11 protein-coding genes and 3 pseudogenes are annotated in these 12,703 nt (G+C 37.2%); 8 read left to right on the top strand and 6 right to left on the bottom strand.

The features are described 5' to 3' along the window. Window positions 1-321 precede the first annotated feature (321 nt). From AAZO_RS40430 to AAZO_RS44415, 5 genes and pseudogenes are all read left to right on the top strand, one after another. Window positions 322-534: a hypothetical protein gene (locus AAZO_RS40430; protein WP_041642240.1), complete on the top strand. Its 213-nt coding sequence runs from the start codon at window positions 322-324 to the stop codon at window positions 532-534. A gap of 102 nt (window positions 535-636) precedes the next feature. Further along, window positions 637-1,149, top strand: coding sequence for an EAL domain-containing protein (locus tag AAZO_RS34590; RefSeq protein ID WP_049790968.1), 513 nt, complete (start codon window positions 637-639; stop codon window positions 1,147-1,149). Continuing rightward, window positions 1,103-1,387, top strand: coding sequence for an EAL domain-containing protein (locus AAZO_RS41935; RefSeq protein WP_049790967.1), 285 nt, complete (start codon window positions 1,103-1,105; stop codon window positions 1,385-1,387). Before AAZO_RS34590 ends, AAZO_RS41935 begins: the two co-directional genes overlap by 47 nt. A gap of 82 nt (window positions 1,388-1,469) precedes the next feature. Next, on the top strand, window positions 1,470-2,102 hold the full coding sequence (locus AAZO_RS24930) for a hypothetical protein (RefSeq protein WP_013193266.1): 633 nt from the start codon (window positions 1,470-1,472) through the stop codon (window positions 2,100-2,102). A gap of 405 nt (window positions 2,103-2,507) precedes the next feature. Further along, window positions 2,508-4,151: pseudogene (locus AAZO_RS44415) on the top strand (IS1634 family transposase). Window positions 4,152-4,913: 762 nt separating this feature from the next. Here the strand turns inward: AAZO_RS44415 and AAZO_RS24915 are convergent. From AAZO_RS24915 to AAZO_RS44410, 5 genes and pseudogenes are all read right to left on the bottom strand, one after another. Beyond that, entirely contained in the window at window positions 4,914-5,117 is a 204-nt protein-coding gene (locus AAZO_RS24915) for an ATP-binding protein (RefSeq protein WP_041642230.1), read from the bottom strand. Window positions 5,118-5,137: 20 nt separating this feature from the next. Beyond that, a pseudogene (locus AAZO_RS33010) lies at window positions 5,138-6,188 on the bottom strand (IS630 family transposase). Between the two features lie 98 nt (window positions 6,189-6,286). Then, entirely contained in the window at window positions 6,287-6,508 is a 222-nt protein-coding gene (locus AAZO_RS27955; protein WP_049790966.1) for a hypothetical protein, read from the bottom strand. Next, on the bottom strand, window positions 6,489-6,845 hold the full coding sequence (locus AAZO_RS24900) for a sensor histidine kinase (protein WP_049790965.1): 357 nt from the start codon (window positions 6,843-6,845) through the stop codon (window positions 6,489-6,491). The genes AAZO_RS27955 and AAZO_RS24900 overlap by 20 nt, the downstream gene beginning before the upstream one ends. After that, window positions 6,805-7,077, bottom strand: a pseudogene (locus AAZO_RS44410) (PAS domain-containing protein); the annotation flags it as partial. The gene AAZO_RS24900 and the pseudogene AAZO_RS44410, both read right to left, overlap by 41 nt. Window positions 7,078-7,662: 585 nt before the next feature. Between AAZO_RS44410 and AAZO_RS32445 the strand changes: the two are divergent. Next, a protein-coding gene (locus tag AAZO_RS32445) for an IS5 family transposase (RefSeq protein ID WP_228371782.1) occupies window positions 7,663-8,423 on the top strand; the annotation gives its coding sequence in 2 pieces (ribosomal slippage) (window positions 7,663-7,951 and window positions 7,951-8,423; 762 coding nt in all). Between the two features lie 256 nt (window positions 8,424-8,679). Here the strand turns inward: AAZO_RS32445 and AAZO_RS24885 are convergent. Further along, entirely contained in the window at window positions 8,680-9,225 is a 546-nt protein-coding gene (locus AAZO_RS24885) for an NADPH-dependent FMN reductase (RefSeq protein ID WP_013193263.1), read from the bottom strand. A 444-nt stretch (window positions 9,226-9,669) separates the two neighbouring features. On the opposite strand from AAZO_RS24885, the gene ftsH reads away from it, so the two are divergent. Beyond that, window positions 9,670-11,565 (top strand): ATP-dependent zinc metalloprotease FtsH, encoded by a 1,896-nt coding sequence (gene ftsH / locus AAZO_RS24880; protein ID WP_013193262.1) that lies wholly within the window; start codon window positions 9,670-9,672, stop codon window positions 11,563-11,565. 507 nt (window positions 11,566-12,072) lie between these two features. Then, the gene (psaC, locus tag AAZO_RS24875) at window positions 12,073-12,318 is read left to right on the top strand and encodes a photosystem I iron-sulfur center protein PsaC (protein WP_013193261.1); all 246 of its coding nucleotides are present in this window, start codon (window positions 12,073-12,075) and stop codon (window positions 12,316-12,318) included. The last annotated feature ends 385 nt before the right edge of the window (window positions 12,319-12,703 follow it).

The raw sequence follows: 12,703 nt of genomic DNA, 5'->3' as shown, positions 1-12,703 counted from the left end.
TTCTCTCACTCTATTGCCATTTTCATGATACTTATTCTTATTAAGCCTTTTCTTCCTTGCAGGAGCTTTAGTTCTGCTGTACTACTATCTGTGACAGTTAGGGTGCGGAAGGTGGGTTAGATTATTAATTGTTGAGGATAATCCTGATGATATAGAACTAATACTACTTGCATTTGAGTAAACGGGGCTGCAAGAAAATATTGTTATTGCCAGAGATGGCGTAGAGGCAATTAACTATCTGTTTAGAGAAAACACGGCATTAAATTCCCTACCATCGCTCATGTTATTAGACTTGCAAGTACCCCGAATCAATGGGTTAGAGTGCTGCGGCTAATTCGTTCTCATAGTCGAACTAAGTTGTTACGTTATAATAGCTACATTCGTAAACCAGTCGATTATGACCAGTTTGTGATGGAACTGCATCGTTTGATTGATCCTCCTTTTGATTTAGAAGGCTTTATTATTTATGCCTCAATTACAATCGGTATAGTAGATAGTAGCATTGATTTTCATCAACCGGAAGAGTTTTTGTGAGCAGCAGGAATCGCTAATTACAATGCCAAGGAACAAGGATTATAATATCCCACAGTTATCTACGATCACAGTATGCAGAGCAAAGTTTTAGAGCGATTTTACATGGAAACAAAACTTAGACAAGCAATCAGTGAGCAGCAATTACAATTATTCTATCAGCCAATACTTGACCTAAATACTTTTCAAGTGCTGGGACTTGAAGCTTTAATTCGTTGGCAACATCCCCAGAGAGGATGGATATTACCACATGAATTCATTCCCTTAGCACAACAAACTGGGCTAATTATTCCCCTTGGTGATTGGATTTTGGGAGCAGCTTGCCGACAGTTAAGTATTTGGCAAGATCAATTTTTGGATGATCTACCTTTAAGTTTGTCAGTACATTTGACAGGTATACAGTTAGATGAACGGGATATAGGTTCTAAAATTATTCATCACTATCAATCTCTCCAAGGTCTTCAAGTAACTCTCAAATTGGAAATTACAGAGAGTATATTGATGATTAATACACAAACAATGATTAATTCTTTGGAGGATTTACGTGCAGTAGGTATCAAGATTAGTATTGATGATTTTGGAACTGGTTATTCTCCTTTATCTTATTTATTTACGTGATTTACCTGTTGATACCCTCAAAATTAATCGCTCTTTTGTCTCATGTATGGAAAAAGAAAAATGTAGCTTGGGAATTATACAAACAATTATTACTTTACCACATACACTAGGCCTAGATGTAATTTCAGAAGGTGTGGAAACAGTTTCACAAATGAAAATTTTGCGATCTCTTAGTTGGAAGTATAGAGAAGGCTATCTACTTCCTAAACCAATGCCACCCCATCAAATTGAGGATTAGTTGCAAACAGCAAAAACAAAATTAAGCCTAGATGCTAACCTAGATTTGCAATTAATATCAAAATCTCTTGATCTTTAATCATATGTTAAACAAGTTACAAAATTCTCAAATTGTCAGCAGTCTGTGGTCATTTAGGGCAATTGATGCAGTCACAAATAGGTTAAATCAAGCTCAACGGTATTTAGAAAATAGCTGGCAAACAGCTACACAAGTGAAAAATACCACATCCCAAGTAATTGACAATGCAATCACGGCTTATGTAAACAAATTAACGACCCAACATCCAACTTTTTTACAGTTTTTACAAATGCTCAATTGGGCAGTAAATCACCCAATTATCACTTTAGTAATTCTACTGTTTTTTATTGCTCTGGCTTGGAGCATTATTAAAGGTATTATTCGGTTAATTGAAACAGCCAGTTGCTCAATATTGAAAGTTCCCTTAAAATTACTGCAAGTTTTAATCAAAGCTATTTATTTATCATTGGCTAAGTTTATTAATAAATATTGGCACAACATACCATTTACTAATAAAGATAATTATGCTTCTAATGTCATATCTGTAGATACAACAAATTTAGAAAACGAATATCAAGATAAACAGAAAAGACTAGCAGAAATTTCTCATTCTTTAGAATTAATTCATCAAGAACAGCAACAACTTTTACAAGAAGCTGCTAATCTCATTAGTTCCGACAGAGGAAATAAGGAATAACTTACAGGGAATAAAATTAATAATTACGAATTACCAGTTGATTAATTATTTTATCTTCCTGACCAGATACAAATTTAGCAAAACGTTGGGTTAATTGTGGAACAAAAACAAAAGGTATACCCTGAATACTTCGGGGGAAGAATTTATTCAGGCATCCATCCCACCTTCCGCACCCTAACTGTCACAGATAGTAGTACAGCAGAACTAAAGCTCCTGCAAGGAAGAAAAGGCTTAATGAGAATAGTATCATTAAAATGGCAATAGAGTGAGAGAATAAAGTTTTGTAAAGAAGATAAAAGAAAAGAAAATTTAATGATTTAAAAATTAAATTAGAACAGAAGAAGAAATGATTGAATCACAACAGGAGTTGTGGATAATTCTTTTGTGAAATCAAAGCTTCAAAAAATGGAAATTCAAAACCTAGACCATTTAGGCATAGTAGCAGGAATAATAGACGCCATAGGAGTAGTAGAAATAATCCTTGAAATTGGAGAGAAAGTAAGTCCGGGTCATGTAGTAAAACCCATGATAATCAACGGGTTAGGATTTGTATAAAAACCCTTATATATGTTTCCCCAAGATTTTGAAACAATCCCCTGTGACCATCTAATAGGAGCAGGAGTAAAACCAGAACATCTCAAGGACGATAAACTGGGGAGAGTCATGGATAAACTATTTATAAAAGGATTGGATAGAATATTTTTTGTTGTCGCCTTAAAAGCAGCCCCAAAATTTGGAGTATCCCTATGAGCAGGGCATCTAGACTCATCATAAATGCACATACATTGGCAATATAATACCAGCTTACCAGAAGTAATATTTGAGAGTCAAAAAGTAGGAAATAATCAAGAAATAGAAGAATTAGCAGTAAAATCACCAAAAGAAATAACCATCACCTACGGTTATTCTGGTGACCATAGACCGGAGTTAAAACAGTTCATCATAGAAATGATATGTTCAGGAGATGGAGACATACCAATATATATTTTTAAAACTAGCATCGGGAAACCAAGCAGATTCATCATGCTTTGGTAAAATAGCAGTAGAGTACCAAAAACAATTAAAAGTTAACTAAAAGTTAACAGTCTCATAGTAGCAGACTGGGCCTTATATACAGAATCAAGTCTAAAAATGATGAATGATGTCATATTTAAGCTGGTTATGTCCAGTACCATTAAGCGTAGAATCAGCACAATGATTAATATCAACATTACCAGAACCAGAATTTGTTGATAGTAACTTACCCGGATATAAACTAGCTTCAAAAACAGTAAATTATCCAGGAATAGAACAAAGATGGTTAGTAGTGCAAAGTCAAGAAAGAAGAGAATCAGACCTGGGTAAACTCTCACAAAAAATTACCAAGGCACAATCAAAAGCTGTGCAAGATTTGAAAAAATTATCACCAGAAAAATTTGCTTGTGAAGCTGATGCTATCAAGGGGTTATCTAACCTATTCAAACAATTCAAATATCACCAAATTAACCAGAGTAAAGTTACTCAAATCGAATCTAAGAAAAAAGATAGTTCAGGAGAGATATCCTCTGAAATATCAGCTACAGTCTCCCAGAATAAAAGTAAAATTAATACAGAATTCCTGAGGGCAGGGCCTTTTATTATTGGTACAAACCTTTTGGATTCCAATGAACTTACCCATGACTCCATCTTGAGTGAATATAAAGCTCAACAGTCTTGCCAGAGAGGGTTTGCTTTTCTCAAAGATCCATTATTTTTGCAGACAGTATTTTCCTAAAAAGTCCAGAGAGAATAGAGTCCCTGGGAATGATTATGGGTTTATATCTGCTGGTTTATACTTTAGGGCAACGACAAATTAGAACCCCTTTGAAAGAGTCTAAATCAACAGTAAAAAATCAATTGGGCAAACCAACTGACCGCCCCACTTTACGCTGGATTTTTCAATGCTTTCAGTCTATTCATTTAGTTACACTTAACCAAGAAAAACACATCTATTACTGGACTCAAGAGAGAGATTTAATTGTGAATCCTTTACCAGAGCATTGTTTTCCCTACTATCAATTACTTACCTAATTTTTCTCTCTATTAATTTATCTCTATTAATTTAATTTCTATCAGAAAATAACCTAATGTCGTTGATTTATAGCTCTATTTTACTATGTCCATAATTTCTTTTTTCACTTCAATCTATTAGTCTAAGTTATGATTTATCTCTTGAATATCTTCATTTATCTGTTGACTCCTCTGGGCGGTGTTCTTTCTTATTGCTCCTTATTGAGAACAGCTTTTGATGCTATTTTTGGTGCTTTACTGTTTCTCCAATGCCTTTTTTCACTGCATATGTTTCTTTTTATGCTCCCTTGGATTTTTTCTCTCCGTAATTTCTCTCTGTGGCACTTTATGGTGCCGAATGTGGGTTGTATATGTCTAAGCCAGACTACTTTAAAAACAAATAGTTTATCAACAAAAAATTCAGAATTAATTCTGGATGATGGAAAAATCAATAACCGGCTTTAATACACCCAGCTTATAATTTAGTATTCTTTACAGCGTAGCTTTGGCGCGAATAATCATGGCTGGTTTTAGATTCCCCATAGGTTGATGATCATTTATGAATTCTTCTTCAAAAACCATTGCCCTTCTTGTAAGATAAAAACTCACTAGACCTATTGCAAAATTTTTATGTGGTATGATAGAGAGTTTTAGATTTTATTGATGTATTTTTGGTGTTCTTTGGGCTCGCTAATTCAAACATAACCGTGTAACTCTAACTTTTGGCTAAAACAAAGACAATTGCCCATTATAACATAAAATTAATTCTGCAAGAGGTGTAGTCTATAGGGTGAAATAAAAAGTTGCTCTTTCTCCAATCACTCCATTTGCCCACACATCACCACCATGACGACGAACAATTCTTTGCACAGTCCCTAAACCAATAGCTGTTCCTGGAAATTCTTCAACGGTATCGAGACGTTGAAATGCTTGAAATAGTTTGTTGACATAAGCTTTAGCAAACCCGACTCCATTGTCTGTGATCATGTATAGGACTAGTATTTGATTTATGAAAATGCTCCGTACATCTGGAGAGACGGAAAATCAAAGGTAGTGTTTTGAATGAACCACTCAAACATCCACTTAAGATGAGAAAATGTTGGGATTAAAGCACAAAAACGTCGCAGCCAAGTTTTCCCTTGCAACCAAACATCTTCTATGGGGTTTTGAGAGGGACAGTTAGAAGCAAAGCGGACGCAATAAATTTTCCATTGCTCTAAAGGTAAACCTTGGTTAATAGATGCTAAAAAATTTTGAATTTCTTTTGAACGATGATAACTAGCTCCATCCCAAAAAATAAGTAATTGTTGGTTAGGTGACTCTTCTAGTAAATAGCTGAGATAATCAATAGTATTTTTTGAGTTAGCTGTATCATAGGTTTTCAACAATAAATTTTTACCTAAATAGTCAACTGCTCCATAATAAGTTTGTTTATCTCGTTCGTTACTAATACTAATTGGAATGCTTATTTCTTGGTCAGTTCTACCCCAAACATATCCAATACTATCTCCCCAAAGTAAATGACACTCATCTAATAGCAAAACTCTCAATAGCCCAGCTTCTATATCTTCTCGGCAGGTCGCCAACAATGATGAAATCTCTTTTTTTTGCGGCAACTGCTTCTTCATTAGCTTTTGGATTTCCTGAAGATGTTTTCTTCTAACTAATTCCTGCCGCATCAAACAAGTCATAATAACTACGTTTTGATTCATAAAGTACATCATATTCAAAAGCCAATTTATACTCAATTTCGCCAAGCTTCCAACATTCCTTCGTTTGTAACCAAGCCAGTACTTCTTCTCTTTGTTGAGTATTCAAGTGGCTTTTTCTCCCTTTGTGTTTCAGGCGCAGTCCTAAAATTCTATCTTTCTCATAGGCTTGTTTCCATGTTGTTATTGAACCAACTGAAACATCTAAAATTGTTTGAATTTCCTCATACTTGTAGCTTTGATAAACCAGCTTCACTGCCAATGCTTTTCTTACTTCCCTTGCATCTGGACGCTCATCTATAAATTCTTGTAGTTCTGCAATTTTAGATTGTAGCTCCTGGTTGGTCATTGTTAGCTATTAGATAAGACAGTTTCCCAGTATTATCTCTTAGTCTCTTTCAAAAATCAAATATGATTTCTATAGGTTAAACGTGAATGATTATTGTGTTATAAAAAAATACAACTCAATTCAATTTTTTCCTGTATTTTAGTAGATGTCAACTTCCAAGCATTATTGAGTAAGTTCTCCATCACAATGCGTAAAAGTTGAGCATCACCCGAAACAATGAGATGAGGAGAAATCAGCCACTGTACCTGCCTTTCTGGTTCGTTTTCACTCAGTTGTTGAGCAATTTCTTGAGTGATCGCACTAAATATTAACTTGATCATATCGCATCGGAGTGCGGGTGACTCGTGAAAGTTGCAGCAAATTGTCAATTAGTTCACCCATGCGTTGAGTTTCAGCCCGAGTCCGAGTTAGATAGTGTTTACCTCGCTCATCTAATTGATCTTGATAATGTTCTAGCAATGTCTGACTAAATCCATCAATATTGCGTAAAGGAGCGCGGAGGTCATCAGAAACCGAGTAAGAAAACCCTTCTAATTCTTTGTTAGCTACAATGAGTTCAGCAGTGCATTGTTGTACTCTTTCCTCTAGTTGTTCATGAAGTTGGCGAATTTCCAGTTCAGTTTGTTTGCGAGCAGTAATATTTGTACAAGCTCCCACCCTTGAGGGGGCGACAAGAACCGTCTGTTTCGAGAACGGGTAAAGCCCACACCCAAAAACAGTGGTATTCTCCGTTTGAGTCAGAAATACAACATTCATTTTCATATAAACAATTTTTTGCGATTGCCTGTAACCAAACTTGTATTGTTCGTTCTCTATGATCAGGATGAAGAGCATATTGCCAGTTCAAGCCCTGGTATTCTGTAAAAGTCTGAGCAGTAAAAGCGTCCCAACTTTCCTGAACAGTAGTAAATTTTGCTACTTACAGCATCGGTATTCCGAATCACTTGTCTCAGTACTTTCTACCAAGGGACAGTAAAGAAACTTTACTGTACTGGAAGGCATTTTGGTCAGTAGCATTTAAATATCTTGCATTCCACCATACAATTCCACCTAAAAAAACGATATTGATAATAGATTGAACAATCAATCCCGTCTCAACAGAAATAGTATTAGTTCGCTATGCCGACAAAAATAATCCTGAAGTTACAATCGGAATACCAATCACCAAAGGCAAGAGATTGCCGGCAAGAATTCCACCAAGATCAGGACTCATCACTTCTTGTATCCAACCTTTTCTGGATCAGCAAATAAAACTCCTAACCCTAGTAACAGAAACAAAATACTGGTATGCACTGCCATATTAGTCAACGGTGTAATTTGATAAAAAGACCTAAGAAGCTATTAATAAAGTAAATGTAAAGGGGAGTAGAAAAGGAATGTTGGAAGGATAGGATACATCAGATATAGTGTATTTACATAGCTAATCATGGCACGAAAGTCTTACCCCACAGACTTAACTGATATGGAGTGGTAAATCCTGGCCCCATTGATTCCACCAGCCAAAGAAGGAGGGCATCCACCCACAACAGATATAGGTGAAATATGTAATGCCATCTATTATCATTTGAAAACTGGATGTCAATGGAATATGCTTCCAGGTGACTTCCCGCCAAGGTCAACGGTATATAGCTATTACAGTAAATGGCAGGGCCAGGGGGTTTGGGAAAAATTCAACCATACATTGGGTGGTCAAGTTCGCTCGAAATTAGGTAAATCAACACAACCTACCGCGCTCGCTGCAGACAGTCAGTCGGTCAACACTGACCAAAAAAAGGGGATGTGTATGGTTTTGACGGATGTAAAAAGGTAAAAGGAAGAAAGGGGCATACTTTAGTTGATAGCCTGGGACTTGTGTTGAAACTTGTTGTTAGTGAAGCGAATGCCCCAGAACGAATACTTGCTGCCTATGCACTAATGGAACTGCTAGATGAACCCACAGAATTATTGGAAAAAGTCCAAGTTTTATGGGTTGATTCCGGTTATGACGGTGATAAATTTGCACTTGCAGTTTGGTTCATGATTCAAGCTCATGTTGAAGTCATAGGACCTACTGAGCAAGAATTTAAAGTTTTACCACAACCCTGGGTAGTAGAAAGAACATTTGGGTGGTTTAACCAATATCCTCGTCTAAGCAAGGATTATGAGCGTTTAACACAAATGAGGGAAGGGGCTATATATGCTCTTATGACTAGAATTATGCTACTTCCTCTTGTCTCCTCAACATTTACTTTATAAATCATTTCTGACTCCAAGTATCTAACCAATAAACCCTAATAAGGCAATTAAAAAACTGCAAAAAGCTAAAATTTGACTTATACCTACCAGCTTGGTTCGTAGCAAAGTTAAGGCTGAACCTAACCATAAAAACCATACTGTATTATTATTAATAATATACCTCTAGTCATATTTTTTAAATCTATCCATTAAGGGATTGTCGTAAAAATTATACAGGGAGAATAGGCAGTAAATATCCTCCCCTGCTTCCCTATTTCTAATTAACTTCGCGCAACTTACGAGTATTATCTACCAAGCTTTGAGCAAACTGATCAAATCTTTGAGATAATTTTTCATCCAGCAGTTTACCTTCTGGACTGAAAGCACTATAAGCTTGTCCAATAGCAATCTGTTCGGGAATTACCCAACCATGCACCCATCTCATAATGATTCGCAGGTCATTGAGAGCATTACTATTAGATTGACCACCTAAAATACTAACCAATCCTATCACTTTCCCTGATAGTTGATCAAAACTCATTAAGTCTAAAGTATTTTTGATCACACCGCTAACTCCCCCATGATATTCTGGTGTGGCTAAAATTAAGCCGTCAGAATTGCCAACAGTATCGCGCAACCGTTGTACATCTGGATATTCTGGGTATTCTTTAGCACCTGTGCAGAATGGTAGCTGCATTTGCCGTAAATCCAGAATTTCCACCTCTGTACCTAAAGCCGCTACTCGTTGTGCTGCTACTTGTAACCCTAGCTGGGTATATGAGCCGGGTCTTAAACTACCACCAATACCAACAATTTTTACCATAGTTCACCCACAAAACTAGAATTCTTAAAAGGCGGAGTCATTACGATTATGATTATTTTAATGAGGAATTTTGTTATTTGTCAAACTCCTTTTGGGGGAGCATGGAACAAACCAAAAGTTGACAGAGAAAAGGCGATATTAATAAGTAGTCATGCCAAATAAATTGCACATTTCGGTAAGGGAACAGGGAACAGAACAAGATTATAGGGATTTCTATTTTGTGGCAAAATGTATAATTAATTTTTTAATTTTTCTCAGGTACTGATTCATCCATTTTCCTCTAGCCCTGGGTCATCATCTTTTCTGAACATCATTCACCAATTCCCGATATCTCGAAGTTAGACTAGATGAGAAAACTGTAATTTCCAGTTATTGCTATTTCTGCTAGAAGAATAGGCATAAAACCAAAAATCAGCTTATGCCAAAAGAAAAAGGGTAAATTTTATGACAAATCTTGGTAAGAAGGCATTGAGAAAACAGCTTCAAACAAAGCGAATTCCTTGGACTGGGGCATTAGCAGCTACTATGATGATTCTGCCAGGAATTTTTGGTGGTAGTCCCGTCTTGGCTCAAAAAGTAGAGCGTAACTCTTTATCTTATGGGGAATTACTCCAAAAAACTGAGCAAGGGGAAGTGAGAAAAGTAGAACTTGATGAAACTGAACAAATAGCTAAGGTTTATTTGGCGGATCAAAAGCCAGATGCACCACCTATACCAGTAAGACTTTTAGAACAAAATACGGAGTTAATCAATAAACTCAAGGAAAAAAACGTTGAATTCGGTCAGGTTTCCTCCGCTAACAGCAGGGCTGCTGTAGGGCTATTAATTAATATGATGTGGATTTTGCCACTGGTAGCTTTAATGCTGTTGTTCCTGCGTCGTTCTACTAATGGTTCTAACCAAGCAATGAATTTCGGTAAATCTCGCGCTCGATTCCAAATGGAAGCGAAAACTGGAGTGAAATTTGACGATGTAGCTGGAATTGAGGAAGCAAAGGAAGAATTACAGGAAGTTGTAACTTTCCTCAAACAGCCAGAAAAATTTACTGCTGTGGGCGCTCGTATTCCTAAAGGTGTACTGTTAGTTGGACCTCCAGGCACTGGTAAAACTTTACTAGCTAAGGCGATCGCAGGGGAAGCTGGTGTACCATTTTTCTCAATCTCTGGTTCTGAATTTGTAGAAATGTTTGTCGGTGTGGGTGCTTCCCGTGTCCGCGACTTGTTCAAGAAAGCTAAAGATAACGCTCCCTGTATCATCTTTATTGATGAAATTGACGCAGTAGGTAGACAACGGGGTGCAGGTATTGGTGGTGGTAACGATGAGAGAGAACAAACCTTAAACCAACTATTAACAGAAATGGATGGTTTTGAAGGTAACACAGGGATTATTATTATTGCTGCTACCAACCGTCCTGATGTTTTAGACTCTGCATTGTTGCGTCCTGGTCGTTTTGATAGACAGGTGACAGTTGATGCACCGGACATTAAAGGACGTTTGGAAATTTTAGAAGTCCATTCCCGCAATAAGAAATTAGATCCTAGTGTATCCTTAGATGCCATCGCCCGTCGCACACCTGGCTTTACAGGTGCAGATTTAGCCAACCTCCTCAACGAAGCAGCCATTCTCACTGCTAGAAGACGCAAAGACACAATTACCATCCTAGAAATTGATGATGCAGTAGACAGAGTAGTAGCTGGGATGGAAGGTGCAGCTTTAGTAGATAGCAAAAACAAACGTTTAATCGCCTACCATGAAGTGGGACACGCTTTAGTGGGAACTTTAATTAAAGACCATGACCCAGTACAAAAAGTTACCCTAATTCCCAGAGGACAAGCATTAGGTTTAACTTGGTTTACACCCAATGAAGAACAAGGATTAATTTCTCGTTCCCAAATCCTAGCGCGGATTATGGCAGCTTTAGGCGGTCGTGCTGCTGAGGAAATTGTTTTTGGTAAAGCAGAAGTCACAACAGGTGCTGGAAATGACTTGGAACAAGTGACAAATATGGCACGACAAATGGTAACGCGATTTGGGATGTCTGACTTAGGTCCGTTGTCCTTGGAAACTCAACAAGGAGAAGTATTCTTGGGGCGTGACTGGGGGAATAAATCAGAATATTCTGAAGAAATTTCTTCTAGAATTGATTCTCAAGTCCGGGGAATTATTAGCAGTTGTTACATCAAAGCCAAAGGAATTCTCCAAGAAAACCGCATAATTTTAGAACGTTTAGTTGATTTATTAGCAGAACAAGAAACTATTGATGGTGATTTATTCCGCAAAATTGTTGAAGAAAATACACAGGTTCAGGTAAAAGGCCAAAGGTTAGCTGTGCCTCATTAGGAATTTATTAAAAGGACTTACGCGAAGGGTGTAGGGGTGTAGGAGAAAGTCCAATGCCCAGATCCCTAATTTCCCTTTTCCCATGGGTTAGAAACTGTAAGTTCTGTAGAAATTGATCTTAATCTCATTAAATTAGTACAAGTAAACTATAAGTTCTACTTCTGTACACCAATGTTAAAGTTTCGTTAGAAATAGGCTTTATTTAAGGTTGCATCGTCATTAGCCAATATGTACTATAGGTTTAGCTATGGGGAATTGAATTAGGCTTTACACATCTTTACAATTTGATTTTCTTCTGGGGAGTCTCTATCATCAGTGCTTATGGTTGATTTTGCTGATTGGTAGGCAAAGAGGGACGATATCGCCAGAATAAATTGCCCAAAGTGCCTATTAAATTGTTTAAAGTTATGTAGCCTTTTACTTACAGCTTATCAAGCACTGGGGTAAACTATGCCTTGATTATGATTCCTTCGCAGAGAAGAACACCTGAAAGGAGCAGTTTTTTCAATGTCTCATACCGTAAAAATCTACGATACCTGCATCGGCTGCACTCAATGTGTCCGCGCTTGTCCCACTGACGTACTGGAGATGGTGCCTTGGAATGGCTGTAAAGCTGCTCAAATTGCCTCTTCACCCCGCACAGAAGATTGCGTAGGCTGCAAACGTTGCGAAACTGCTTGTCCCACCGATTTCTTGAGCATCCGGGTTTATCTGGGTGCTGAAACAACTCGCAGCATGGGTCTAGCATATTAGCACACTGAGATATTAAAATACTCGGTAACATAGTGCTGAGAACTGAGCTAGGGAGAAACAACTTGATTCTTCTCTCAGCACTCAGCACTAACAGCAGGAATCAGGAGTCAGGAGTAAAACTTTCCTACTGTCTAGGTTTCAATTTAGATACTGTACTTCATTGATCTGCAATCTGCTGTAACACTTTTGAATTATCTCCATAGAAAATGTCTTTAAGCTTTGGCAGCAGCCATTTCTGCCCAAGAAACTTGTTGTTTTAGTCTTGGTCAACCAAAATCTATAACAAAACCGAGTGGTCAAAGGAGCAACTTGCTCCTTTTTATTTGCTATAATCAGCCGTTTATGCTGACAACTATACTTAATTAATTTCCAGGAACAGCAAATT

This window comes from 'Nostoc azollae' 0708, assembly GCF_000196515.1.
In the GTDB taxonomy this organism is placed as follows: Bacteria; Cyanobacteriota; Cyanobacteriia; order Cyanobacteriales; family Nostocaceae; genus Trichormus_B; species Trichormus_B azollae.
The sequence above is the reverse complement of the archived record's forward strand: the minus strand, read 5'-3'. Positions and strand labels throughout refer to the sequence as shown.

Excerpts from the sequence above, each read along its gene's own strand:
- ftsH (WP_013193262.1), top strand. The coding sequence starts at position 9,670 with ATGACAAATCTTGGTAAGAAGGCATTGAGAAAACAGCTTCAAACAAAG.
- AAZO_RS24930 (WP_013193266.1), top strand. The coding sequence starts at position 1,470 with ATGTTAAACAAGTTACAAAATTCTCAAATTGTCAGCAGTCTGTGGTCA.
- AAZO_RS41935 (WP_049790967.1), top strand. The coding sequence starts at position 1,103 with ATGATTTTGGAACTGGTTATTCTCCTTTATCTTATTTATTTACGTGAT.
- AAZO_RS24915 (WP_041642230.1), bottom strand. The coding sequence starts at position 5,117 with ATGATCACAGACAATGGAGTCGGGTTTGCTAAAGCTTATGTCAACAAA.
- AAZO_RS34590 (WP_049790968.1), top strand. The coding sequence starts at position 637 with ATGGAAACAAAACTTAGACAAGCAATCAGTGAGCAGCAATTACAATTA.
- AAZO_RS24885 (WP_013193263.1), bottom strand. The coding sequence starts at position 9,225 with ATGGTAAAAATTGTTGGTATTGGTGGTAGTTTAAGACCCGGCTCATAT.
- AAZO_RS27955 (WP_049790966.1), bottom strand. The coding sequence starts at position 6,508 with ATGATCAAGTTAATATTTAGTGCGATCACTCAAGAAATTGCTCAACAA.
- psaC (WP_013193261.1), top strand. The coding sequence starts at position 12,073 with ATGTCTCATACCGTAAAAATCTACGATACCTGCATCGGCTGCACTCAA.